Below are 23354 nucleotides of genomic sequence, written 5' to 3' on the forward strand. Positions count from 1 at the left end.
ACGAAACATCACTCCACCAATTCCGGCCACGGCACGATGGTCGACTTCACCGTCTTCATCGCCATGGCATCCTTGACCGCCTGCGCGACGCCCTCTTCGGTGAACGGGTAGATCGTCTGCATCTTCAGCCAGGGATATTTGTCGCGGGTGCGGTAGAGCATGTCGACGCCGAGCGGCAGATCGTTGCCGGTGAAGCCCCAGGATCCGAGCACGTTGAGGTCCTTGGTGCAGATGCGGTGCCAGGAGGTCTCGATCGAGCCGGCATCGGTGAACTGGCCCATCTCGACATAGGTGCCGCCGTCGCGCAGCATCTCGATGCCTTCGGGGCCGGCGGTCGGATGGCCCGAGCAGTCCATCACCAGATCGGCGCCGAAGCCGCCTACGATCTCGCGGACGCGCGCGATACGATCTTGCGGCGATGTGATCTCCTCGATGTTCACGGTCGCTTCCGCGCCGAACTCACGCGCGAGCTTGAGCCGCGGCTCTTCCGGCGCGCCGATGCAGATGACACGCCCTGCGCCCATCTCCTTGGCGGCCGCGACCGCCAAAATGCCGATCGGGCCCGAGCCCTGGATCACCACCGTATCGCCCCAACTGAAACCGCCGGCGCGGCTCGCACGGTTGAACGCGCGGATGCAGGAGGTCAACGGCTCCGACAGCGCGCCAAGGCGCAGCGACATGTCGTCGGGCAATTTGTAGATCTTGGTGCCCGGCAGCATATCGAGATCGACATAGACATATTCGGCCCAGCCACCCCACATGTGCGGCGCCTTGTCGAAACCGAGATAGCGGCCGTAATAGACCGGCGTCAGGCATTTGTTCGCGGTCTGCGGATAATGGATGCAGTAGTAGCATTTGCCGCACGGCATCAGCGGCGGGATCATCACCTTCGATCCGACCTCGAGCGGCTTGCTCATGAAATCCTCGGTGAATTCGTCGCCGCATTCGACGATGACGCCGCCAATCTCATGGCCAAGCGTGAACGGCCAGGGCAGCGGCTTCGGCCAATGCCCTTTCAGGATATGCAGATCAGTGCCGCAGACGCCGCACGCGCCGATCTTGATCAGCGCCCCCTTGCGGCCGACCTTCGGCCAAGGCACGGTCTTGATGACGGGCTCCGAGCCCGGCCCTGCGTGAGTGCAGACGCGGATCTGTTGCATCGCTGTTTCCTCGGTGCCCGTCTGTTATGATTGATGGGTGCGGGCGTGAAGCGAAGCGTATGTGAGATGCGCGCTCGTGCCAAGGTGCGGCCATGTAGCCCGTATGATGCGCAGCAAAATGTGGGCGCGACGCCTGCTACAAGCACCGCCGTCATCCTGAGGTGCGCGCTCTCGCGCGCCTCGAAGGATGGGCCGCGAGCTCCTGTCGCCCATCCTTCGAGGCTCCCCTTGCGATGCTGATGCATCGCAAGGCTCGCACCTCCAGCGACAACCGCTTCGCGGTTGCGCGGGGATGACGGCGGAGTGTGTGGCAGCAGCGCATGGCAGATGCCCAAGCACACCCAAGTGTCTTGAGCACTCACCAATGAGCGTGTATGGCCGGCTGATATCTTGCCCCTGGTGCCCCCTTGAACCCCCTCCCCCAAAATCCCGTGGCCGCGTCCGGATCGTTCGCGGCGATGAAGTCCGTGCCCTATCGGCTCCAGTTCATCGCCTATGTGCTGGCGATGATGGCCGACAATATCGAGCACGTGATCAGCTACTGGGTGGTGTTCCAGAAATTCCATTCGCCGACGCTGGGCGGTTTTGCGGTGCTGTCGCACTGGCTGCCGTTCCTGCTGTTCTCGGTCGTGGTCGGCGGGCTTGCCGACCGCTTCGACCCGCGCCGCATCATCCAATGCGGCATGCTGCTGTTCATCGTGGCCTCGGCCGGGTGGGGCTTCTTCTTCATCACCGACACGATCCAGATGTGGCACGCGATGCTGCTGCTGGTGATCCACGGCTGCGCCGGCGTGCTGTGGCAGACGCCGAACCAGCTGCTGCTCTACGACCTCGTCGGTCCTGCCGATCTGCCGAGCGCGGTGCGGCTGAATGCGATGGCGCGCTATCTCGGCATCCTGGTTGGGCCTGCGGCGGGCGGCGTCATCATGCTGACGCTCGGCACCTCGCATGGCATCATCTTCAACACGCTGTTCTATCTGCCGATGCTGCTCTGGCTGTTCTGGGCGCCGGTCCGCGACAGCAGCGTCGCGGTGCGGCGCTTTGCCGTGCGCGGCTTTGCTGACATCATCGACACCATGCGCGCGATCGGCACCAAGCCGGTACTGACAGCCATGACGTGGCTCGCCGGCCTCACCTCCTTCATGATCGGAAACGCCTATCACGCGCAGATGCCGGGCTTTGCCGGCGATCTCGGCCATGGCGATCCCGGAGTGTCCTACAGCGTGCTGCTCGCAGCCGACGCCGGTGGGGCGCTGCTCGCGGGCATCGCGCTGGAATCCTGGGGACGATTGAAAGGCACGCCGCGCACCGCGATCCTGCTCGCGACGCTCTGGAGCGTGGCGCTGCTCGGCTTCGCCGCGGTGCGGATCTATCCGGTCGCGATTATACTGCTGTTCTTCGCGGGCTTCTTCGAGCTGTCGTTCAACACCATGGCGCAGGCGCTGGTGCAGTTGAATGCGCCACCCGACATCCGCGGCCGCGTCGTCGGTCTCTATAATATGGCGGGACTTGGCATGAGGGCATTCAGCGGCATTACCGTCGGCGTCTTCGGAGCGGCAATCGGCATTCACTGGTCGCTCGGACTATCGGCCGCAGTGCTGCTGGCGCTGCTGTGTCTGCTCTATCGGCGCGCGACGCGGAAGACTGCAGGTTGACTCTCGTCCCTCTCCACCGCACCCTCGATAAGCGGGTTGGGGAGATAAGGCATTGCGCAATCGCTGGACTATTCTTGCGATCCTGTTTGTCGTTCGCCTCACCATCGCGTTCCAGTTCCAGAGCGTGGCGGCGGTCGCACCGCTGCTTGAAAAGACATTTGGCGTCGGGCTCGCCGATATCGGCATCCTGATCGGGCTCTATTTCACCCCGGGCGTGGTGCTGGCGCTGCCGGGCGGCGCGATAGGGCGAACCCTTGGCGACAAGCCAACCACGATATCGGCGCTGCTGCTGATGACCGCGGGCAGCCTGGTGATGGCCACCACCGACATCTGGGGCCTGCACATGGCAGGACGCATTACCTCCGGCGCCGGCGGCGTGCTGCTGACGGTGCAGCTCACCAAGATGGGCACCGACTGGTTTGCCGGCAAGGAGATCGCAACCGCGATGGCGATCTTCGTCAACTCCTGGCCGGCAGGCGTTGCGATCTCGCTGCTGGTGCTGCCGGCGATCGGCACCGCCTATGGCGCAGGCGCCGTATTCGCCGCGACTGGTGCGCTGAGCGCGATCGGCGTTGCGCTGATCATGTTCTATCAGCCGCCACCTGGCGCGACGGTCAGCGCGGCTGGATCAAGCAAGCTCGATCGCCTTGCCCTGTTGGCGGTGATCGTCGCGGGCGCGATCTGGGGCCTCTATAATGTCGGCTTCGCCATGATCTTCTCGTTCGGCCCCTCTTTGCTCGCCGAGCGCGGCTGGAGCATCGCCGCGGCCGGCTCGGCGATCAGCGTTGTGATGTGGCTGTCGGTGATTTCGGTGCCGGCCGGTGGCTATCTCGCCGATCGCTTCAAGCGGCCCTTTGTATTGGCGATTGCGTCCAGCCTCGTCGTGGCCGCCCTGCTCGCCTGGCTGAGCCGATCCGACGCCGTGATCACCATCCTCGTCCTGATCGGCCTGATCGGCGGCCATCCGGCCGGCCCGATCATGAGCCTCGCCGCCCGCGTGCTCGCCCCGGAGACCAGGGCGATCGGGATGGGCGTGTTCTACACCCTGTTCTATGCCGCAATGATGCTGGGACCGGCGGTCGCGGGCAGGCTGGCCAAATCGGCGGGAACGGCCGCGGTCGCGCTCGACCTCGGCGCGCTGACGATATTGGCCTGCCCACCCTTGATGTGGCTTTTTGAACGCATTGTGTCGGTCCGTCATCGCCGCGCCAAATCATAACGCGGCATTAACCCTATGCACCTTACGGTCGTGGCGGACTCCGCCCGGGCGGGGGGTCGGGTAGTGAAAATGGCGTTGGCGAACAAAAAATTTCTTCCGGCCGCCGAGGAACGTCGGCGTTTCCAGCGGGTGAAGGTTCACCTGCTCGGCCGTTACATGCTGCCGGATCGCCGTGAATTCCCCTGCCAGGTGATCAACATGTCGCCCGGGGGGCTCGCGCTCCTGGCGCCCGGCATCGGCAATGTCGGCGACCGCGTGGTGGCCTATCTCGACCATATCGGCCGGGTCGAGGGCAAGATCACCCGGATCATCGACAACGGTTTTGCCATGACGGTGGGCGCCACGCCGCGCAAACGCGACAAGCTCGCGGCCCAGCTGACCTGGCTCGCCAACCGCGACATCCTCAACCTGCCGGAAGATCGCCGCCACGACCGTATCGTGCCGCGCAACCCGATCGCGGTGCTGACGCTCGAAGACGGCACCAAGATGACCTGCCGCATCATCGACCTGTCGCTGTCGGGCGCCGCCATCGCGGCGGAGAACCGCCCGCCGCTGAAATCGACGGTTATGCTCGGCCGGGTCCAGGGCCGCGTGGTCCGAAACCTCGAAGACGGCTTCGCGCTGGAGTTCTTGCACTCGCAGCCGATCGAGACACTCGAAGAGAGCGTTACCGCGCGGTAAAGCGATAGCGCGCCAACCCCCCTGATTTTCCAGCCTCAAAGGCGGCCTTCGCGATGCGGACGCCGCCTTTTTCGCGTCCGGCTGCGGCCTTACGCCGGTTAACGTGCGGCCTCTTCGCGTGCGGAAACAACGGTTCCAGCAGGGTTCCCGCGTTAATCCCTACAATTTGAATCAATTGCAGTATTCTCAAATTTTATTCGAATTTTCTTCAAGTATAGATCGAATTCGTCGCGCCTTTTACTTGTATTCGCCTCGACTTGACTTGGTTGATTTAGCCGCAACTCAAAAGCTCCATGCGCAATGTGGTCCCAACAAGAAACGGGGGCCGCAATGTTGGACTTCAGGGGACAGGGGAAGAGACTGGCTATCGCTGCCATGCTCTTCGGGATCAGCGCGACAGCGCAGGCCGGCGAAAGCCGTCTGCTCTACGCAAGCCTCGGCGACACCACGCGTGCGCCGATCGGCTGGGTCGAGTTTTGTGCAGAGAATGCCGCTCAGTGTCAGGGCGGACCGACGCAGCCGCGCGACATCGTGATGTCGCAGACCGCGTGGCGCGACCTGACCAAGGTCAATCGCTGGGTCAACGAGACCATCAAGCCTTTGACCGACCAGGAGCACTGGGGTGTGGTCGAGAAGTGGTCGCTGCCGACCGACGGTTACGGCGACTGTGAAGATTACGTGCTGTTGAAGCGCAAGATGCTGATTGATGCCGGTTGGCCGCGCGAGGCCCTGCTCATCACCGTCGTGCGCGACAAGAAGGGCGAAGGACACGCGGTGCTGACGGTGAAGACCGACAAGGGCGAGTTCATTCTCGACAATCAGAACGAGAGCGTCGTTGCCTGGACCGAGACCGGCTACCGCTTCGTCAAGCGCCAGTCGCAGGCCGATCCCAACGTCTGGGTGTCGCTCGGCGATACCAAGCCGGCGGTCTCCACCGCCAGCGCAAGAGATCAGTAAGCAGATCAGTAGGAACGAGACAACGAGTTACGCGACCCGGTCACATCCCCACCCCTCCCCGTCCCAGACCGGTTCGCGCGCGGCCAGGCTTCCCCCAAAGCCTGGCCGCAACTTTTTTGGAGACGCGCTCGTCAGCGCGGCAGGATGTTCTTGTAGACCTTGCCGCCCTTCATGATCACCACAAAATTCTTCGCGGGATCTTCGACGAGACCGATGTTGTCGAGCGGATTGCCGTCGACCAAAAGGAGATCGGCGAGCGCGCCCTCCTCGACCACGCCGAGCTTGCCGGGATAGGGATTGCGCAGGCCCGACAGGCTCAACAGTTCGGCATTGGTCGAGGTCGCCATGGCCAGCGCTTCGGCCGGCGTGTACCAGCGCGTCAGCGCGGCCAGCATCGAGCCCTGCTTCTCCGCGAGCGCCTGCGAGAACAGGACGTCGGTGCCGAATGCAGTCTTGAGGTGATATTTCTTTGCCAGCGCATAAACGCGGTCGGTGCCGGCAACCACCTGCCGCAACTTATCCTGTTCCGAAGGCCCGAGCCCGGCACCCGCGGACATATCCAGGAACGGCTGCGTGCTGAGCCAGATCCCCTTCTCAGCCATCAGCTTCGCACTCGCCTCGTCCATGAGATGGCCGTGCTCGATGCATCGGACGCCGGCTGCGATCGAGCGCTGGATCGCGATCGGGGTATAGGCGTGCGTGGCGACATAGGTGCCCCAATTGTCCGCGGCCTCGACCGCGGCACGCAGCTCGGGCTCGGTGAAGGTCGAGACGTCCAGCGGACTGAACGGCGAGGCCACGCCGCCGCCTGCGGTGAGCTTCACCTGGGAAGCCCCCTGCATGAGCTGCTCGCGAGCGCGCACGCGCACCTCGTCGGGACTGTCGGCGACCATGCTGCCGCCGATCCGCTCCATGCGGCTCATCATGCCGCCGATCGTGCGCGGCAGGTCGGAGAGCTGGCGGAAGTCGCCATGACCGCCGGTGATGGTGATGATGGCGCCGGACGGATAGATGCGCGGACCGGCGACGAGGTCCTCGTCGATGGCCTGCTTCAGGCCGAAGGTCGGCCCACCCATGTCGCGGATGGTGGTGAAGCCGCGCATCAGCGTGGCCGTCGCCTCACTGGCGGCGAGTAGATTGTTGTAGCCGACATCGCCGAGGGCCGCCGTCGGCGTCGGCCTCACCAGCATCGCGTGCCAATGCGCATCGATCAGGCCCGGCATCAGCACACGGCCGCCGCCGGCGATGATTAGGCCGGTCGCCGCGATGTCCGCGGTCGAGATCTTCTCGATCTTGCCATCCCTGACGAGGACGTTGGACGCGACCGAGAGCGTCGCGTTCTTGCCGTCGAATATCCTGACGTTGCGGAACAGGACGGCAGCGTCCTGCTGGGCCGGCGCGGGCGACGCGCTGCAGACGATCATTGCGAGCAGCACCGCGAGGCCGGCCCGCATACTCAATCCCGACATGTTCAATCTCCGCGCTCGGGTGCCGCTATGCGGCGGCTGCGACAGGCCGCCAGGCAAAGGTCAGCCAGCCGATGCCGTGCGACAACAGATCGATGCCGAGCAGCATGCCCAACACCCAGAGCCCGGTCATCGGAAAACCGGTGAGAATGATGAGACCGGCGAGCACGCCGAACAGGCCCGAGGCCAGCATGATCCCGCCGCCCTGCTGCCAGCGGCCGATGCCGATCAGGATGCGGACTACCCCGGAGACGAGAAGCGCGAGGCCAAGAGCGTAGGTCAGCAGCAGCGCGCCGGTCAGCGGCTGGCTGATGAGAACGATACCGAAGGCGATGTAGAGAACGCCAAGCACCACCTGCCAGACAAACCCGCCCCAGCCCTTGGTCCAGAACGCGTGAAAAATCTCGAAGGCGCCGGTGGCAATCGCCATCCAGCCGATGAACAGCGCGCTGATCACGGTGAAGAAGGCAACGTCGCCCAACACCATCAGCCCCGTGAACACCATGAAGAGGCCCAGGAGCACGCAGACCCAGCGGGGCGGTTGCGGCAGGCCGGTTGCGCCCATCGGCGCGCTATGATCGTAAGTCGTCATGACATCCTCCCTCGGTTAGTGCCAACGCCAGCCGCAATGACGGCGGCCACGATGCCACCAGCACACCCAACGCCGGCGCCGCCGATGCCATGACGGCGGTCGCGGCGGCGGCCGATGAGGCGGGCGGTGCACCGGAGGCCGCGGACGGGTCGATTGCGCATAAACCCGTCCCGCGGGTTCGCGTCTGATCGAAGCTGGTTGATCGAGTGGCGACGCATCCGCCAAGGCAGCGGCATCCTGCGGCCACAGACCTGCGCCTGCGCCCGCGAGGATCACGCCTCCGAACATGAGCCGCAGCGTGTCGCGGCGATCCATCTCACTCACGGCATTCTCCTTCCAAGTCCCCGGTCCGTTCTCGAACTCACGTTTTTGCGGCGGCCTGGTCGCTCGGTATCTCGCCCGGCAGATAGTTCGGCAGCCGTCCCGCCGGGATGATCGCGATCAGCGCGAGACCTGCCATGATCAACAGTCCGATTTTCAGCGCGCGCAGCCGGGCCTCGGTGTTGACGCGGACAGCCTCCGCGACCTGCTCCGGCGTCCCGTTCGTGCGTTCGAGCACGCTGCGCAGGCGATCGTTGCTGACGAAGGTGATGTTGCCGAGGTCGACCTGTGCCTGGAGCTCCGGCGTCAGCACCGGGCTCGCTGTGATCTTGCCCAGCGCAATGGTGCTGAGCAGGCCGACCAGCAGCGCGCCCGCCACCGCCGTACCGAGCGCCGAGGCAAGATTTTGCGTGGTGCCGCGCAGGGAGCCGACGTCGCCGGCGAGCGCCTTCGGCGACGCCGTCACCAGCACGTTGAACAGCAGCGTCACCAGCGAGCCCTGTCCGATGCCGAACAGGACGAGCCCGAATAGTACGGGGACCTCGCTCCAGTCGTTGCGCACGACAAAGGCGAGCCAGACCAGCGCGATGGTGCAGAGCGCAAAACCGTAGCGGCCGATCTGCCGCGGCGTCAGCCGCTCGTAGACATTCACGATCAGCATCGCCGAGAAGAAGACCGTGAGGTTGAACGGCATCATCGCAATCGCGGTCGCGATCGGCGAACGGCCCTGCACGATCTGGATGTAGAGCGGCACGGTGAAGTTCAGCGCGGCCTCGAGCGCGACCACCGCGAACAACGCGAACACCGCACAGCGCTCTTCAGGCGAGTCGATGACCTCGAGCGCCAGCAGCGGCGTCTTGCCCGCGGCCTGGCGCCGGTGCGTCCAGAGCAGAAATCCCTGCCCCAGCACAATGCCGAGCACAATCATGATTGGCGCGGGCGACAGGCCAAGCAAATCGAACGGCGCATTGGCGGTCGCAACCGCGAGGCCCCAGCCGTTCAGATTGTTGAAGCCGAAGCTAATGAGAATGATCGCACTCGCCGCGAGCGCCACCCCGACCAGGTCGATATGCACGTCCGGCCGGCCGCGGTCCGGCTTCAGGCGAAAGCTCATCAGGAAGACGATGGCCGAGGCCGCGATCAGGATGCCGAACGCCGGCCGCCAGCCGATATAGGTTCCCAGGACACCGCCGATTACGAAAGCGAGCACACCCGCCGCCGCGCGCGCCGAGCCCAGCGCACCAAGTGCGGTGGCCTGCTGTCGCCCAGCATAGTTCTCCGCAATCAGCGCGACGAGCGAGGGCACGATCACTGCTCCCGACGCGCCGCAGAGCGCCTGCGCCGAAATCATGACCGTCGCCGTCGGGCTGAACGTCATCATCAGCTGCGAGATGAAGAACAGTACGACAGCGCCCCGGAACACCTGCAGCGCGCCAAAGCGCTGGGCGAGCTTGGCGCCAAGCATCACGAAGCCCGCAACCAGCATGGAGTATGCCACGATCCCGGTTGCGACCGTGGTCGGCGCCACGCCGAAGCTCGTGACCATCCCGCCCATCGCCACCGGCAGCGAGGCCACGTTGAACGACATGATCATCTGGCCGAGCGCAATCGAGATCATGGGAATCCATGACACGCGCTCTTCCCCGTGAATGCCGCCGATCGAGATTGTCTGCGTGGCCATGACGTCCTCCCGCTTGATCGGCATTGCGACCAGTCAAGCCCGCGGGCCCGCCGATCCTTTTTGTGCATTCATTGTTCCGGTTGCGATACGAACAGATCCATCCCCAGCCGCTGCGACAGGAACTTCGCGGCAAGCTGTCCCCGCACGCTGTTGCCGGCCGCGTCGAGCGGCGGCGCGAAGGTCCCGAAACCTCCCTTGCCCGGCGACACCGCGACGATGCCGCCGCCGATTCCACTCTTGCCGGGCAGGCCGATGTCGTAGAGCCAGTCGCCCGACGTCTCATACAGCCCGGCGGTGATCATGACGGCCAGCGCGTAGTGGCAGACCGAGGCATCGACCACACGCTGTTTCGTGACCGGGTTGACGCCGCCATCGGCCAACGTCGCTCCCATCACGGCGAGATCGCGGGCGCTCACATTGAGCGAGCACTGCCGCGTGTAGAGATCGGTCGCTTCCTTGGCGTCGCAATAGATGCGGTCGTAGCTCTCCAGCAGCCGCGCAATGCTGCGATTACGAAAATTGGTCTGCGACGCCGACGCATAGACCTCTTCGTTGAGCGGCAACGCACGGCCGGCAAAGCGCGACAATCCGTCATGGATGAAGGCCCACCGTGCTTCGGCCGTCGCGCCCGGCGCCAGGCTTGTCGTCGCGATCGCGCCGGCATTGACCATCGGATTGGTACGGCCGTTACCCTGCTCGATCGCAGCGAGCGAATTGAATGGAAGGCCCGTCGCATTCGCGCCGAGCTTCGCACGTGCTTCGTCAGGCCCGATGGTCTCGCAGACCAGCGCGAACAGGAACGGCTTCGACACGCTCATGATGGAGAATTCGTAGTCGACGTCTCCGGCGCCATAGACGCGCCCGCTTGTGCCAACGACACAGACGCCGAACAACTCGCTCGGCACCCGGGCAAGGGCCGGATAGACCTGCGAATTCTCGCCATCGCGATTTGATTTGAAGCGCCGCTGCGCCTCGTTGACCAGCGACTGCACCGTGTCTGGAGCCGGCAGGTGGCCGGTCGAGACATAGGTCGGCTCCCGCTCCTCGACGGCCGAACGCGACGCCATTGCACTACTCCGTGGAACGGGTTCGGCTGTTGCCGAAACAGATCCAGACTCACTGCGCGGCGGTAAGTTGATGCCCATGGTCCGATGGAGTCAATTTGCAACCATAGGGCGATTTTGCAATTCAGCCATACGAGTCCCGATGGAGATACATCTCCAGATGCATCTACTCGGGAAATTTCGGCAAATGAGTAAGCGAAGCTGCCTCGCCTGCATCGAACTCTAATTAAAGTCGAACATCACGCGCGCCCCCAGGACAACGCAAGATTGCAACTCAGACTGACAGGCGTACGATCGGGCGATCGGCGCGGCAGGAGACCAATGGGGCGAGAGGTGGGCTTTAAACACAGACCGCGCAGCAAGTGGCGAGGCGTAACATGGTGGCACAAGCGAGTGACGGACCCATCCTGCTCATCAAGAAACTCGGCGGGCTCTTCGCAATCATTATCGGGTGCCTGCTGACCGCGGTCGGCGTGACCTTTGAATCCGGCGGCACGACTTTCATCGGTGTCCTGCTGCTGGTCATTGGTGCGGTTCTGCTGGTGCTGAAGATCGTCAGGCGCAACCAAGGATCTTCGCTGCCCTAGCCGACCGACGCTGTTCGCTACGCGCCCAGCACGTCCGCGAGCCGCAGCTCGTCGGCGGCGGGGTCCTTCAGGAACAGTTCGGCCTCGATCTCGTTCAGATGCGACAGCATCTGCTCACGCGCAACCTGCTTGTCGCGCGTGCGGATCGCGGTAACGATCTCGGCGTGATGATCGGTGCCGCAGGCCGGCGTGTCGTGACGGCGATAGAGCAGGATGATCAGCGAGGAGCGCGCGATCAGCTCTTTCAGAAAGCCGAGATAGATGCTGTGGCCGCTCATCTCCGCGACGAGCCGATGAAAGTCGCCGGAGAGCCGGACCGAGGCGCGCGCGTCGCCACGCAGCTCGGCCTCGCGCTCTTCGGCAAGATGCTGCTGAAGGCGATTGATCCATGCTGGCGAGACGGCGTCGACAGCGTGATCGACGATGGTGGGCTCGATCAGCCGACGCGCCTCGAACACCTCGCGGGCATCCGCCGGCGTCGGGCGCGCGACAAAGGCGCCGCGGTTCTTCTCGATGTTGACGATGCCCTCATGCGCGAGCTGCTGCAGCGCTGTGCGGACCAGCGTGCGGCTCGCACCATAGATCTCGCCGATCTCGTCTTCGCCGAGCTTGGTGCCCGGCAGCAGGCGATGCTCGAGGATCGCCGCGGTCACGCCCTCCCTGATCCGGCTGACGCGATCGCTCACGTCGGGCGCATCGGATTTCGGGCGGGATTTGGCGGCCATTAGTTCTAACGGCTGGGTTTGAGGGCTCGGTCGACGACGTTCGGTCTCGATGGTAGTCGACGAGCTGTATCCAATCACAGGCGAAACTTTATACAATCTTCGCCCATTTCGTGTGCACATCCCTGCCCGGCCCGTGCGCCGCACAACCACGCCGGATTCGATCTAACGACCTGACTCCGCTGGACAGTTTTTAGATTCGACCCAATTTGCGCTGTTGGCACGGACCTTGCGGAGAGAGGCGGAACAACTGCACCGCCCCGGACACAGCATGGCCACTCCCGCCGCTCTCGAACTGGTCGCCGTCACCAAGCGCTATGACACGACGCTGGCGGTCGACACCGTCAATCTGAAGATTCCCGCCGGCACCTATTGCTGCCTGCTCGGCCCCTCCGGCTGCGGCAAAACCTCGACCCTGCGCATGATCGCGGGCCACGAGGCGGTCACCGAGGGCGACATCATCCTGGGGCCACAGAACGTCACCGACCTCGAGCCTGCCAAGCGCGGCACGGCGATGATGTTCCAGTCCTACGCGCTGTTTCCGCACCTGAGCGTGCTCGACAATGTTGCGTTTGCCCTGAAAATGCGCGGCGTCGATCGTGCGACGCGGCACAAGCGCGCCGGCGAACTGCTTGAGCTCGTGGCCATGACGCCCTATGCGGCGCGACTGCCGGCCCAGCTCTCCGGCGGCCAGCAGCAGCGCGTCGCGCTCGCCCGCGCCCTGATCACGGAGCCGCAGATCCTCCTGCTCGATGAGCCCCTGTCCGCACTCGATCCATTCCTGCGGGTCAGGATGCGCGGCGAGCTGAAACGGCTGCAGCGCGAGCTCGGCATCAGCTTCATCCAGGTCACCCACGGCCAGGAAGAGGCGATGGCGCTCGCCGACCACATCGTGGTGATGAACCAGGGCAAGATCGAGCAGCAGGGTAGCGCCCGCGACATCTTCCATCATCCCCGCACCGAATTCGTGGCGCGCTTCATCGGCGGCCACAACGTCCTCAGCGACGCCGGCAACCTCATCGCCGTGCGTGCCGATCAGCTCGGCATCAAGCCGGTCACTGACGGCGCATTCGGCGCGCCGGCGCTGCTGACCCAGACCGAGTACCAGGGCTCCTATGTCGCCGTCTCGCTCACGCTCGACGACGGCACCGCCCTGTTCGCCCACGTTCCCGAAGCCACCTTCGACGTCCACCCGTTCCGTCCGGGCGATCGCGTGCTGGTCACTTGGGATCCCGCCAAGGCGCAACGCCTGCAATAGCGCCGTCATCTTAGAAAATGCGCAACACAGAGGAGTGACTGGAATGACCGAGACCACCAGAAAGACCGGCGTCAGCCGCCGCACGCTACTCAAGAGCACCGCAGGTCTCGCCGGCCTTGCCGCCGGCTCCGGCGCCATCACCGGCTTCCCCTACGTGATGTCAGCCGAACCGAAGGTGCTGCGTTATCTCGGCACCGCCGTGAACGAAGGCGACGACATCTCCAAGCAGTGCCTGAAGGACACCGGCATCAAGATCGAATACATCACCGCGACCACCGACGACGTCACCAAGCGCGTGATGACCCAGCCGAACTCCTTTGACGTGCTGGACACCGAATATTTCTCGCTGAAGAAGCTGGTGCCGTCGGGCAACATCCTTGCCCTCGACGCCAAGAAGATCAAGGAATTCGACAACATCACGCCGGTCTTCACCAAGGGCGAGACGCCCGGCGGCAAGAAGATCGGCAATCAGGGCACCGCGCCCTGGAAGGTGCTGTATCTCGAAGGCAAGGACTCCAAGACCTTCTCCAAGACGGCGACCGAGTTCGTCACGCTGATCCCGACCGTCTACAACGCCGACACGCTCGGCATCCGCCCCGACATCATCAAGCGCCCAATCAATTCGTGGGCTGAACTTCTCAATCCCGAGTTCAAGGGCAAGGCCTCGATCCTCAATATCCCCTCGATCGGCATCATGGACGCCGCGATGGTCGTGGAAGCCACCGGCAAGTACAAATATGCCGACAAGGGCAACATGACCAAGGAAGAGATCGATCTCACCATGAAGGTGATGACCGAGGCGAAGAAGTCCGGGCAGTTCCGCGCGTTCTGGAAGGACTTCAACGAGAGCGTCAACCTGATGGCTTCGGGCGAGACCGTCATTCAGTCGATGTGGTCGCCGGCAGTGACCAAGGTCCGCTCGATGGGCATCGCCTGCACCTTCCAGCCGCTGAAGGAAGGCTATCGCTCCTGGGCCTCGGGCTTCTGCGTCTCCAAGGGCGTCTCGGGTCCGAAGCTCGATTGGGCCTATGAGTTCGTGAACTGGTTCTTGTCCGGCTATGCCGGCGCCTACCTGAACCGCCAGGGCTATTACTCGGCCGTGCTCTCGACCGCGAAAGCCAACATGGAGCCCTACGAGTGGGCTTACTGGATGGAAGGCAAGCCGGCCGAGAAGGACATCAAGGCACCCGACGGCTCGCTGCTGGAGAAGGCAGGCTCCGTGCGTGACGGCGGTTCCTACGAGGAGCGCATGGGCGGCGTCGCGTGCTGGAACGCCGTGATGGACGAGAACGACTACATGGTCCGCAAGTGGAACGAGTTCATCGCCGCGTGATGGATACGTCGGAAGACATTCTGCAACAGCCATCCCCGGACCTCGTCCGGGGATCGGAGACGGCGCGCCCTGCGAAAGCGGCGCGCCTGTCGCCCTCCTTCATCTCCTGGCTGCAGGCCGGGCCGATGATGCTGGTGTTTCTCGCTTTCTTCCTGATCCCGCTGGTCTTCGTCGTCATCGTCTCGTTCTGGGACTACAACGAATATCAATTGCTGCCGGCCTTCTCCGGCCGCGGCTACACCGACACGTTCGAAGGCTGCATCGCGCAGCTCCCCGATCTCTGCACCATCGCCAAGACCTATCTGAAGACGCTGAAGCTGTGTTTCCTGGTCTGGGCCATCACGCTCTTCATCGGCTTCTGGGTCGCCTACTTCCTCGCCTTCCATATCAAGTCCAAGACCTGGCAGATGGGACTGTCGCTGCTCTGCACGATCCCGTTCTGGACCTCCAACGTCATCCGCATGATCGCCTGGATCCCGCTGCTCGGGCGCAACGGCCTGGTGAACTCCGGCCTGATGAAGACAGGCCTGATCGGCCAGCCAATCGAATGGCTGCTGTTCTCCGAATTCTCAGTGGTGCTGGCGCTGGTTCACCTCTTCACCTTCTTCATGGTGGTGCCGATCTTCAATTCGATGATCCGCATCGACAAGTCGCTGATCGAGGCTGCCTATGACGCCGGCGCCACCGGCTTCCAGACGCTGGTCAACGTCGTCATTCCGCTCACCAAGCCCGGCATCGTGATCGGCTCGATCTTCGTCATCACCATCGTGATGGGCGATTTCATCACCATCGGCGTGATGGGCGGCCAGCAGATCGCGGCTGCCGGCAAGATCATCGAGACGCGGGTGAACGCGCTGCAATTCCCGGCCGCGGCCGCCAATGCCGTGATCCTGCTTATCATTACGTTCCTGATCATCACCATGATGTCGCGCATCGTCGACATCAAGAAGGAGCTGTAGGCGATGAAGGAAGGACGCCCGCGCTCTTTCTATGTGCTCGCGATCTTCTTCGCGGCCTATGTGCTGTTTCTCTACGGCCCGATGATCGCGATCTACGTGCTGTCGTTCCAGGGGCCGCAAGGCGGCCTCACCTTCCCGATGAATGGCGTCTCGACCTTCTGGCTCCAAAAGCTATTCCAGGGCACCGGCATCGTCGATCTTGGCGCGGCCTTCCGTCGCTCGCTGCTGCTCGGCGTCATCGTGATGGCGGTCACCGTCGTGCTGTCGGTCGCCGCCGGCATGGCTTTCCGCCGGAAGTTCAAGGCGCAAAGCATTCTGTTCTACTCGGCGATCGCAAGCCTTATCGTTCCCTCGATCATCACCTCGCTCGGGATCTCGCTCGAATTCCGCATCATCGACGATCTGATCAAGGCACACTGGAACGAGAATTTCGAGACCTCGATGGGCCTGCTCACCTCCGGGCTCGGCGCACATCTGACCTGGACGCTGCCGTTCGGCCTCCTGATCATGTTTGCGATCTTCAACCGCTTTGATCCCAGACTCGAGGAAGCCGCGCGCGATCTCGGTGCGACGCCGTGGCAGGCCTTCCGTCATGTCGTGCTGCCGATCATCCTGCCGTCGGTGATCGGCATCGGCCTGTTCGGCTTCACGCTATCCTGGGACGAGCTCGCACGCTCCAGCCAGGCCATCGGCGCGGTGAATACATTGCCGCTCGATCTCCAGGGCCTCACCACGACCGTGACGAATCCGGACATCTACGCGCTCGGCACCATCATCTCCGCGGTGTCTTTTGCGGTGATCACGCTTGCGCTCGGCACCATCCACATGCTCAACAAGCGGCAGGCGGCCAAGGGCTCGGACGCCGGAAAAGGGCTTGTCTAACTGCGATGCGACTGCACGTCGTCAATCCCAACACCACTGCCACGATGACGGCGAAGATCGCCGCGGCGGCGCGCGCGATCGCATTGCCCGACACCGTGATCGATGCACGCCAGCCCGCGATGGGCCCGGTCTCGATCGAGGGATTTTACGACGAAGCCTTCGCCGTCCCCGGCATGCTTGGCTGCATTCGCGACGCCGATCGCGACGGCGCGAACGCCCACATCATTGCGTGCTTCGACGACACCGGCCTCGACGCCGCACGCGCTGTGGCCAAGGCGCCGGTGATCGGCATCGGCGAAGCCGGCTTTCACGTCGCGAGCCTGATCGCGGCGCGCTTTGCCGTGGTGACGACGCTTGGCGTCTCCATCGTGCCGATCGAGCATAATTTGCGGAAGTACGGCCTCGCCGAGCGCTGCGCCCGCGTGCGCGCCGCCGAGGTCCCTGTGCTCGCGCTCGAGCAGCGCAACGCAGACGCTCTCGGCAAGATCTCCGCGGAAATCACGGCCGCGATCCGCGACGACCGCGCCGAGGCCATCGTGCTCGGCTGCGCCGGCATGGCCGATCTCGCCGCCGAACTCTCCGCCACCCACGGCCTGCCGGTGGTCGACGGCGTTGCGGCTGCGGTGACGCTGGCCGAGGGACTGGTGCGGCTGGGGCTGACGACATCCCGGCTCGGCCCCTACGCGGCACCGCGCTCGAAGACCTATTCAGGCCTGTTTGCGCCGTTTCAGCCGTAGGCCTCCTGTACCCTGATACTTTCCACTCAACCCGAATTCGGCCTGGACAGGGACTTCTTTTGGGCGCGCCGCCCTCGCCCGCCAGAGCCGTCGCCTTGGGTCAATTGCGCTTTTTCCGCCGGCGGCCACCTTTTCGTCCCATTTGTTGCTGAACTGTAGCGGTTTCGGGACATCCCGGCCGCCTTGTTCTGCGTTCTTGTGCTGCCGCTCTTCGCCACGCCACTCGCCAAGTTTCAATTTGGGTTTTGTCAGCGATGATCGATCTCGCAGAGGACACACCGTCCAATCCACTCCTTCGTCTCGGCGCCCAGCCGATCGCGTTGACGGCTGCCGCGCTGCTGCTCCTGATCGCCGGCGTCACCTCGATCGCGATCTGGCGCGCCTATACCGGCGCTGCGCCGGAGACCGACCGGGTGGTCGCATCGCGGCAGCTTCAGGTGCGCGCGGCGCAGGCCTCCGAACAATTGGTCGAGAAGACCAAGGGACTTGAGGCGACCCAGCAGGAATCGATCGACCAGCTCCAGGTCGTGCAGGACCAGCTTTTGACCATGAAGAAACTGCTCGCCTCACAGCAGGCCGACACCAAGCGCCTGTCGGATCAGGTCGCCGGCTTGAACGAATCCATCGACAGTCTGCGGCAATCCTTTGCCAGTGTCCGGTCCACTGAGGCCGACACGCCCTCGGTTACCCCGAGGAAACCGGCGCGCCACCGCCATGCCAGCGCCCGCAAACGCACACGCGGCTGATTAGATCCCGCGCCGCCAGCTTTTATTTTCGCCACTTGTGAAATGGATCACATTCGTCCGTATGATTCCGCGCGATGCTCGCCCATACCGGATGGCGTGAGCCGATTTTAATATCCGGGGCTGGCAAGGTCGTTGACGGTATACTGCGTCAACGGCCTTGTTTTTTACTGTCGCGGTATTGGGGTGCCTCAGCCAGGCATCCACGCTAATAGCGGTCCTTATTCACAGACCTGAACGCGACGAACGCGCCAGCCCCATTGCGTCATCACGCGCTGCCGAACGAGGTAGCACTGCGCGCCATAGCCGCCATCGTCATAGCCGCCGCCGTAGTAATAAGGGTCGCCATAGCCGTAGCCATAACCATAGGCACCATAATAGCCGGCACCCGCGATGCCGGCGCCGATTGCGACACCAGGCCAGAAACCGCCGCCATGCCAGCCGTGGCCCCAGCCACCACCATGGCCCCAGCCGCCTCCGCCGCCCCAATGGCCGCCGCCCATGTGGCCGCCCCCCGCCTGCGCCGCCTGAGGCGCTGCGAGACCGACCGCCGCGATGGCCAGTGCGGCCATGATCATCTTGCGTAACATCAACTCATCCTCCGCGTGGAAACGCTCCACGCTCCAAAGAGAGGCCAAGCTAATGTCACTCGACCATTCATGATAGGCGGGGTGGCTCACTTCCGCGCGAGCGTCAGCTCTTGATGGAAGCGCTTGCGGAACGCGCAGCGCGCGAGTCCGACGGCGGCTGAGTTCAGCCGATCCGCTTCAGGCCCTTCTTGAAGCGCGGACCGTTGGCGACGTAGAACCTCGCCGCGCTTCCCATCTTCTGCACCTGGGCGTCGTCGAGCGTGCGGATCACGCGCGCGGGCGAGCCGATGATCAACGAGCGTTCGGGAAACTCCTTGCCCTCGGTGATGACGGAGCCGGCACCCACGATGCTGTTGCGGCCGATCTTCGCGCCGTTCATCACGATCGAGCCCATGCCGATCAGCGCGCCCTCTTCGATGGTGCAGCCGTGCAGGATGACGTTGTGGCCGACAGTGCAGTTCTTGCCGATCACCAAGGGAAAGCCGAGATCGGTGTGGCAGGTCGAGCCATCCTGCACGTTGGCGCCCTCGCCGATCTCGATCCACTCGTTGTCGCCGCGCAGCACGGCGCCGAACCAGACGCTCGCGCCCGGCTTCAGGCGCACGCGGCCGATCACGGTCGCAGTCTCAGCGATGAAGTAATTGCCGTCAGAGGGAAGATCGGGCGCCTGCCCGTCGAGCTCGTAGATTGCCATGAAGGTCTCCTGTCGCGTCAACCCCAGCCATAGCGAAACGACGACGAACAGGCAAAGGGCCGCCGCAGCGGGCAGCCCTGCAAGGCGTCAGCCCAGCACGCCGGTCGCGCGCAGCGTCATCAGGAAGAAGGTGCCGCTCATCATGCTCCAGAAGCCGGCGATGACGGTGGCCATCATCACGAACTCGAAGCGCCGGCTCTCCAGCCGCATGCCGCGGAACGTGTTGCGCATGATGATGAAGGGCGCCGCGAACACCAGGAATGGCACCGCCGCAAATGTCTTCGGAGCCACGCCCTCCTGCAACAGCCCGAAACCGGCAGGCCGTTGCGACATCGCCTGGTATCCATTTGCGAGCGCGCCCGCGAGCGCGAAGCCGATGCAGATCGAGAAGAGGGTATTGAAAGCTTCAGGTGTCATCGGAACACTCCGCCGATACGCAACGCGAGGAGCCTTCCTGTGACAAATAGTGCCGGTTAACGCTACATTATCCTTAAGCGAAGGTTAACGCGGCCGCCCGGCCCGCGCAGAGCGCCCTCCCGTTCCCACTAGCCGGGAACCTTCCGCGATATCGCCGCCGCGTGGCATATTCGCCGGTGATTCGTCGGCCACCGGCCGACCCTCGGGGCCATTTGCGCGACGTCATGACGGTGTTTTCGGCAACCTCCCTTCGCTCCTCCAGGACTGGCGCAAAGACGCGCACCCGGACGCATCTCGTCCCGATTGCGCTCACCGGCGTCTTCGCGGCGAGCGCGATCGCGCTGGTTGCCTATCTCTTGTGGCCAACCTGGAGCGCGGGCGGCGCCGACGCGCCGGACAAGCTGCCGGTCAGCGTCGGCGGCACGCTGTTCAACCTGCCGATCCCGGCGATCCGGATGAAGATCCAGCGGCACTCCGGGCCGCAGGAGCGTATCGATCTCGATTTCCTCTATCCCTCGCTGGAAGCGCCCACCGGGCCGCGGCACGTGACGGCAGATACGGTGGACACGGCGATGCAGCCGATCGACCGCATCTTCCTGTCGATCGCGGCGCATCACGATGCGATGTCGCCCGAGCAACGAACCGCGACGATCTATCCGCGCTATTTCGACCAGGCTGCGGCGACACCGGACGACGGGCTGACGATGCGGATGTTCCGCAGCGACACGCCGTACGGCAGCGAGGATCTCTATTCCGCGACGAGCCCCGCGCTCACGGCGCGCTGCACACGCGATGCGGCCACGCCCGGCATGTGCCTGTCCGAGCGCCGCGTCGGCGGCGCCGACCTCACCTTCCGCTTTCCTCGCAGCTGGCTGTCGCAATGGCGCGACGTCGCGGACGCGATGGAGAAGCTGACGACGCAGTTGCGAGGGCCACGAAGCTGAGCGCGCGACAAAAAGTCGAAATCAACCCCATGCACAGTAGCCAAGCGCCTGTCATGACTTCGTATTCTTAAGACTTCGCCTTTTTCGAATTTTGGCTTGACCCGTCGGGCAAAACAGGGGCAAGATGAGATCATCGCATGATCCCGTCAGCCGCCTGCCTCGCCGGCCTTTCAGGCGGCTGCGCCCGCACGAGCCGGCAGATTACCGCTCTCGGCGAGTATGCCCGCGAACCGGTCGACATCCTCGGCCGTGTTGAACAGGCCGAAGGAAATACGGATGCCGTCGCGCTCGGGGGATACGCGCACCTGCCGGCTGGCCAGATAGTCGGCGCACTCGTCCGCCGGCAAATCCAGCACGTAGATGTGCGGCGAGCGATCGGCGCGGTTGCGCGGTCCGACGAGGCGGATCCCGAGATCGTCGATGCGCTCGATCAGGCGGTCGCCAAGATCGTAGAGATGCGCCTCGATGGCCGACAACCCGACGCTCTCGATGAGCGTGAGCGAAGCGTCCAGCGCATGAATATCGGGCAGATTGAGGTTGCCGATCTCGAACCGCCCGGCACCCGCCTTTGGCGTCATGTTGTCGGCACGTGCAATGTAATCGCCGGGCGGATGCGCAAGGCTCGACATCGCCAGATAGGCCGGCTGGAGCTCGTCGAGACCCTGCCGGCAGTAGAGGATGCCGAGGCCCTGCGGCACCAGCAATCCCTTATGGCAGCCCGAACCGATGAGGCTCGCGCCGCTTGCCCTGGCGTCGAGTGGGATGACACCGGTCGACTGCATTGCATCGATGACGAAATAGAGCCCCTTTTGCGCGCAGAGCGCTCCGATGCCGTCGATGTCGAAACGGTGTCCCGCATGAAAGGTGACGTGCGAGAGCGAGATCGCGCGCGTGCGGGCATCGATATGAGGCGTGAACATCTCGGCGTGTGCCGTCTCGCCCGTCATCGGCACGAAACGCACCTCCACGCCCTTGCGCCGCAAATTGAGGAAAGCGTAAGCGTTGTTGGGATGGTCGCCTTCGACCAGAAGCACATTGTCTCCCGCCGTCAGCGGCAACGCGTTCGCCGCAATGTTCATTCCCTCGGAGGTGTTCTTGGTGAAGGCGATCTCGGCCGGCGCAGCGTTCAGCAGTTTTGCCACCCGGGCGCGGACCTGCTCGATCCGCTCAAGCCAGACAGGCTTGGGGCCGGCCGTCTCGAGCCCTTCCCGATAGAAGCCAAGCAGGGCTTCGCGAACGCTGGTTGCAAGCGGCGTCTGATGGGCGGAATCGAGATAGAGCAAGCGCTCGGTCACGGGGAACTGGCGGCGGATTGCGGCAACGTCGTAATGGCGGCTCATGATGCGTGGCTCTGGTATCAATCGACAAAGGACGGAATGGGATGGGCGATGGCCAGGTCGTTCAGCCTGCGAAGCCGCGCCGGATCGACTGGAGCGGTCGGGCCCGCACGCAGGATTGCCGCGACATCGCGACCGAGCTTCGCGGCTTCGGCCGTCTCGAAGCCGCGGATCGTCAGCGCGATGCTGCCAAACCGGAAAGCGGTCCGTGGTTCGCCCGCTTGCCCCGGTGCACGCATGGCGTTGCCGACGATCCCATGGGCACCGAGCCCCGCGACCAGCTCCGGCTGCGTCCAGCTCTCGCCGGTGTAGGCCATGATCATGTGCGAGTCCGTGCCGCCGGTGTAGAGTTCGATCCCGCCCTCCTCCAGGCCCGCGCCGAACGCCTTTGCATTGGCGACGACGTCACGCATGAGCTGCGCGAAAGCGGGTCGGGTAATCATCTCCATCTGCACCGCCCGCGCCGCGATCATGTTCGAGGCCGCCGGGCCCTGCAAACCGGGATAGACGGCGGCGTCGATGGCGGCGCCGAAACGCTGCCTGGCGAACACAAAGGCACCATTGCGCGGTCCGCAAAGCGTCTTCTGCGTCGAGGTCGTGGACACGTCGGAGAACGGAACGGGATTGGCATGAAGGCCGGCGGCGATCAGCCCCGCGACATGGGCGATGTCGGTGAAGAGCAGCGCGCCGGCCTCATCGGCAATGGTCTTCAACCCGGCAAAGTCGATCTCGCGCGGATACGAGGATGGACCCGCGAGCAGGACGTGCGGCTTCACCTTGCGCGCAAGGTCGCGGGCCTGATCCAGATCGACCGCGCCCGCGCGGGTGACGCCGAACGAGACCACCTCGCGGTTCGCGCCGGTGATATGGCGCATGGCGCCGTGGCTGACATGGCCACCGGCGAGCTCGTCGAAGGTGAGCAACCGCGCGCCTTCGGCAGGCAGGATCGCGCGCAGCACGGCGACGTTGGCGATGGTCGAAGACAGCGCCTGCACGTTGACATATTCGGCGCCGAAGATCGCCTTCGCACGATCGATGGCGAGGTTCTCGATCGCGTCGAGCTCTTCGCAATTGGCGACGCTGCGACGACCGGGCAGGCCCATCGGCGCACGGTTGACGAGATGGGTCCCCTCGATCTGCCGGAGGCCGAGCGGCGCGTAGGACGCCGACGCGATCATGTTAAGGGACGACGTCTCCCGCTTCCGATCCTGGTCGATCAGCGCGACGACGTCGGCACCGATCTGATGGGCATCGGCGCCAAAGAGAGTGGGCCAGTTGGCGTCAGTTGAATGGGCCTGAACGGCGCCGGTCGAAAGTGACATGTGTGATCCTCTTGCCAGGTGATCAGAATGCGC

General features: G+C 64.1%; 23 protein-coding genes. 12 read left to right on the forward strand and 11 right to left on the reverse strand.

Annotation, left to right across the window (positions count from 1 at the left end; genetic code table 11):
- Positions 1-8: 8 nt before the first annotated feature.
- Positions 9-1160, reverse strand: a complete 1152-nt coding sequence (locus tag ACLFLU_RS27160) for a zinc-binding dehydrogenase (protein ID WP_426407842.1) — start codon at positions 1158-1160, stop codon at positions 9-11.
- Positions 1161-1618: 458 nt separating this feature from the next.
- Here ACLFLU_RS27160 and ACLFLU_RS27165 point away from each other — a divergent pair, with 458 nt between their 5' ends.
- The 4 genes from ACLFLU_RS27165 (at position 1619) to ACLFLU_RS27180 (ending at position 5672) form a co-directional block, all read left to right on the forward strand.
- Positions 1619-2815 carry an MFS transporter gene (locus ACLFLU_RS27165; RefSeq protein ID WP_426414084.1) on the forward strand — a complete coding sequence of 399 codons (1197 nt, stop codon included), beginning with the start codon at positions 1619-1621 and terminating at the stop codon, positions 2813-2815.
- 52 nt (positions 2816-2867) lie between these two features.
- Complete coding sequence (locus ACLFLU_RS27170; protein ID WP_426407843.1) at positions 2868-4034, forward strand: CynX/NimT family MFS transporter; 1167 nt, start codon at positions 2868-2870, stop codon at positions 4032-4034.
- A 69-nt stretch (positions 4035-4103) separates the two neighbouring features.
- Positions 4104-4715, forward strand: a complete 612-nt coding sequence (locus ACLFLU_RS27175; RefSeq protein ID WP_212331855.1) for a PilZ domain-containing protein — start codon at positions 4104-4106, stop codon at positions 4713-4715.
- Between the two features lie 330 nt (positions 4716-5045).
- Entirely contained in the window at positions 5046-5672 is a 627-nt protein-coding gene (locus ACLFLU_RS27180; RefSeq protein ID WP_426407844.1) for a transglutaminase-like cysteine peptidase, read from the forward strand.
- 131 nt (positions 5673-5803) lie between these two features.
- On the opposite strand, the gene ACLFLU_RS27185 is transcribed toward ACLFLU_RS27180, so the two are convergent.
- From ACLFLU_RS27185 to glsA, 4 genes are all read right to left on the reverse strand, one after another.
- Positions 5804-7141: an amidohydrolase family protein gene (locus ACLFLU_RS27185; RefSeq protein WP_426407845.1), complete on the reverse strand. Its 1338-nt coding sequence runs from the start codon at positions 7139-7141 to the stop codon at positions 5804-5806.
- Positions 7142-7166: 25 nt separating this feature from the next.
- A complete protein-coding gene (locus tag ACLFLU_RS27190) occupies positions 7167-7730 on the reverse strand; it encodes an HdeD family acid-resistance protein (protein ID WP_426407846.1) in 564 nt (187 codons plus the stop codon).
- A gap of 361 nt (positions 7731-8091) precedes the next feature.
- A complete protein-coding gene (locus ACLFLU_RS27195) occupies positions 8092-9732 on the reverse strand; it encodes an MFS transporter (RefSeq protein ID WP_426407847.1) in 1641 nt (546 codons plus the stop codon).
- A 68-nt stretch (positions 9733-9800) separates the two neighbouring features.
- Positions 9801-10799, reverse strand: a complete 999-nt coding sequence (gene glsA, locus ACLFLU_RS27200; protein ID WP_426407848.1) for a glutaminase A — start codon at positions 10797-10799, stop codon at positions 9801-9803.
- Positions 10800-11173: 374 nt separating this feature from the next.
- On the opposite strand from glsA, the gene ACLFLU_RS27205 reads away from it, so the two are divergent.
- A complete protein-coding gene (locus ACLFLU_RS27205) occupies positions 11174-11383 on the forward strand; it encodes a hypothetical protein (RefSeq protein WP_426407849.1) in 210 nt (69 codons plus the stop codon).
- A gap of 17 nt (positions 11384-11400) precedes the next feature.
- Here ACLFLU_RS27205 and ACLFLU_RS27210 read toward each other — a convergent pair whose 3' ends face one another.
- The gene (locus ACLFLU_RS27210; protein WP_426407850.1) at positions 11401-12108 is read right to left on the reverse strand and encodes a GntR family transcriptional regulator; all 708 of its coding nucleotides are present in this window, start codon (positions 12106-12108) and stop codon (positions 11401-11403) included.
- A gap of 268 nt (positions 12109-12376) precedes the next feature.
- On the opposite strand from ACLFLU_RS27210, the gene ACLFLU_RS27215 reads away from it, so the two are divergent.
- From ACLFLU_RS27215 to ACLFLU_RS27240, 6 genes are all read left to right on the forward strand, one after another.
- The gene (locus tag ACLFLU_RS27215) at positions 12377-13363 is read left to right on the forward strand and encodes an ABC transporter ATP-binding protein (protein ID WP_426407851.1); all 987 of its coding nucleotides are present in this window, start codon (positions 12377-12379) and stop codon (positions 13361-13363) included.
- Positions 13364-13406: 43 nt separating this feature from the next.
- The gene (locus tag ACLFLU_RS27220) at positions 13407-14696 is read left to right on the forward strand and encodes an ABC transporter substrate-binding protein (RefSeq protein WP_426407852.1); all 1290 of its coding nucleotides are present in this window, start codon (positions 13407-13409) and stop codon (positions 14694-14696) included.
- Positions 14696-15655, forward strand: a complete 960-nt coding sequence (locus tag ACLFLU_RS27225) for an ABC transporter permease (protein ID WP_426414085.1) — start codon at positions 14696-14698, stop codon at positions 15653-15655. The genes ACLFLU_RS27220 and ACLFLU_RS27225 overlap by 1 nt, the downstream gene beginning before the upstream one ends.
- 3 nt (positions 15656-15658) lie before the next feature.
- Positions 15659-16537 carry an ABC transporter permease gene (locus ACLFLU_RS27230; protein WP_426407853.1) on the forward strand — a complete coding sequence of 293 codons (879 nt, stop codon included), beginning with the start codon at positions 15659-15661 and terminating at the stop codon, positions 16535-16537.
- A 5-nt stretch (positions 16538-16542) separates the two neighbouring features.
- Positions 16543-17274, forward strand: a complete 732-nt coding sequence (locus tag ACLFLU_RS27235) for an aspartate/glutamate racemase family protein (RefSeq protein WP_426407854.1) — start codon at positions 16543-16545, stop codon at positions 17272-17274.
- A 254-nt stretch (positions 17275-17528) separates the two neighbouring features.
- Positions 17529-18020 carry a hypothetical protein gene (locus tag ACLFLU_RS27240; protein WP_426407855.1) on the forward strand — a complete coding sequence of 164 codons (492 nt, stop codon included), beginning with the start codon at positions 17529-17531 and terminating at the stop codon, positions 18018-18020.
- A 218-nt stretch (positions 18021-18238) separates the two neighbouring features.
- Here ACLFLU_RS27240 and ACLFLU_RS27245 read toward each other — a convergent pair whose 3' ends face one another.
- The 3 genes from ACLFLU_RS27245 to ACLFLU_RS27255 all read right to left on the reverse strand — a co-directional run bounded on the left by ACLFLU_RS27245 (position 18239) and on the right by ACLFLU_RS27255 (position 19718).
- A complete protein-coding gene (locus ACLFLU_RS27245; protein ID WP_426407856.1) occupies positions 18239-18607 on the reverse strand; it encodes a hypothetical protein in 369 nt (122 codons plus the stop codon).
- A 163-nt stretch (positions 18608-18770) separates the two neighbouring features.
- Positions 18771-19301, reverse strand: coding sequence for a gamma carbonic anhydrase family protein (locus ACLFLU_RS27250; protein WP_426407857.1), 531 nt, complete (start codon positions 19299-19301; stop codon positions 18771-18773).
- Positions 19302-19388: 87 nt separating this feature from the next.
- A complete protein-coding gene (locus tag ACLFLU_RS27255) occupies positions 19389-19718 on the reverse strand; it encodes a DUF6949 family protein (protein ID WP_334523618.1) in 330 nt (109 codons plus the stop codon).
- Positions 19719-19942: 224 nt separating this feature from the next.
- Here ACLFLU_RS27255 and ACLFLU_RS27260 point away from each other — a divergent pair, with 224 nt between their 5' ends.
- On the forward strand, positions 19943-20662 hold the full coding sequence (locus ACLFLU_RS27260; RefSeq protein ID WP_426407858.1) for a hypothetical protein: 720 nt from the start codon (positions 19943-19945) through the stop codon (positions 20660-20662).
- 170 nt (positions 20663-20832) lie between these two features.
- On the opposite strand, the gene ACLFLU_RS27265 is transcribed toward ACLFLU_RS27260, so the two are convergent.
- Positions 20833-22002, reverse strand: coding sequence for an aminotransferase class V-fold PLP-dependent enzyme (locus ACLFLU_RS27265; protein WP_426407859.1), 1170 nt, complete (start codon positions 22000-22002; stop codon positions 20833-20835).
- A gap of 17 nt (positions 22003-22019) precedes the next feature.
- Positions 22020-23321, reverse strand: coding sequence for a serine hydroxymethyltransferase (glyA, locus tag ACLFLU_RS27270; RefSeq protein WP_426407860.1), 1302 nt, complete (start codon positions 23319-23321; stop codon positions 22020-22022).
- Positions 23322-23354 lie beyond the last annotated feature (33 nt).

This window comes from Bradyrhizobium ganzhouense (genome assembly GCF_049949285.1).
In the GTDB taxonomy this organism is placed as follows: Bacteria; Pseudomonadota; Alphaproteobacteria; order Rhizobiales; family Xanthobacteraceae; genus Bradyrhizobium; species Bradyrhizobium ganzhouense.

Excerpts from the sequence above, each read along its gene's own strand:
- ACLFLU_RS27215 (WP_426407851.1), top strand. The coding sequence starts at position 12,377 with ATGGCCACTCCCGCCGCTCTCGAACTGGTCGCCGTCACCAAGCGCTAT.
- glsA (WP_426407848.1), bottom strand. The coding sequence starts at position 10,799 with ATGGCGTCGCGTTCGGCCGTCGAGGAGCGGGAGCCGACCTATGTCTCG.
- ACLFLU_RS27225 (WP_426414085.1), top strand. The coding sequence starts at position 14,696 with ATGGATACGTCGGAAGACATTCTGCAACAGCCATCCCCGGACCTCGTC.
- ACLFLU_RS27245 (WP_426407856.1), bottom strand. The coding sequence starts at position 18,607 with ATGTTACGCAAGATGATCATGGCCGCACTGGCCATCGCGGCGGTCGGT.
- ACLFLU_RS27185 (WP_426407845.1), bottom strand. The coding sequence starts at position 7,141 with ATGTCGGGATTGAGTATGCGGGCCGGCCTCGCGGTGCTGCTCGCAATG.
- glyA (WP_426407860.1), bottom strand. The coding sequence starts at position 23,321 with ATGTCACTTTCGACCGGCGCCGTTCAGGCCCATTCAACTGACGCCAAC.
- ACLFLU_RS27260 (WP_426407858.1), top strand. The coding sequence starts at position 19,943 with ATGACGGTGTTTTCGGCAACCTCCCTTCGCTCCTCCAGGACTGGCGCA.
- ACLFLU_RS27195 (WP_426407847.1), bottom strand. The coding sequence starts at position 9,732 with ATGGCCACGCAGACAATCTCGATCGGCGGCATTCACGGGGAAGAGCGC.
- ACLFLU_RS27235 (WP_426407854.1), top strand. The coding sequence starts at position 16,543 with ATGCGACTGCACGTCGTCAATCCCAACACCACTGCCACGATGACGGCG.
- ACLFLU_RS27160 (WP_426407842.1), bottom strand. The coding sequence starts at position 1,160 with ATGCAACAGATCCGCGTCTGCACTCACGCAGGGCCGGGCTCGGAGCCC.
- ACLFLU_RS27165 (WP_426414084.1), top strand. The coding sequence starts at position 1,619 with ATGAAGTCCGTGCCCTATCGGCTCCAGTTCATCGCCTATGTGCTGGCG.
- ACLFLU_RS27210 (WP_426407850.1), bottom strand. The coding sequence starts at position 12,108 with ATGGCCGCCAAATCCCGCCCGAAATCCGATGCGCCCGACGTGAGCGAT.
- ACLFLU_RS27240 (WP_426407855.1), top strand. The coding sequence starts at position 17,529 with ATGATCGATCTCGCAGAGGACACACCGTCCAATCCACTCCTTCGTCTC.
- ACLFLU_RS27220 (WP_426407852.1), top strand. The coding sequence starts at position 13,407 with ATGACCGAGACCACCAGAAAGACCGGCGTCAGCCGCCGCACGCTACTC.
- ACLFLU_RS27265 (WP_426407859.1), bottom strand. The coding sequence starts at position 22,002 with ATGAGCCGCCATTACGACGTTGCCGCAATCCGCCGCCAGTTCCCCGTG.
- ACLFLU_RS27250 (WP_426407857.1), bottom strand. The coding sequence starts at position 19,301 with ATGGCAATCTACGAGCTCGACGGGCAGGCGCCCGATCTTCCCTCTGAC.
- ACLFLU_RS27180 (WP_426407844.1), top strand. The coding sequence starts at position 5,046 with ATGTTGGACTTCAGGGGACAGGGGAAGAGACTGGCTATCGCTGCCATG.
- ACLFLU_RS27230 (WP_426407853.1), top strand. The coding sequence starts at position 15,659 with ATGAAGGAAGGACGCCCGCGCTCTTTCTATGTGCTCGCGATCTTCTTC.
- ACLFLU_RS27205 (WP_426407849.1), top strand. The coding sequence starts at position 11,174 with ATGGTGGCACAAGCGAGTGACGGACCCATCCTGCTCATCAAGAAACTC.
- ACLFLU_RS27175 (WP_212331855.1), top strand. The coding sequence starts at position 4,104 with ATGGCGTTGGCGAACAAAAAATTTCTTCCGGCCGCCGAGGAACGTCGG.
- ACLFLU_RS27190 (WP_426407846.1), bottom strand. The coding sequence starts at position 7,730 with ATGACGACTTACGATCATAGCGCGCCGATGGGCGCAACCGGCCTGCCG.
- ACLFLU_RS27255 (WP_334523618.1), bottom strand. The coding sequence starts at position 19,718 with ATGACACCTGAAGCTTTCAATACCCTCTTCTCGATCTGCATCGGCTTC.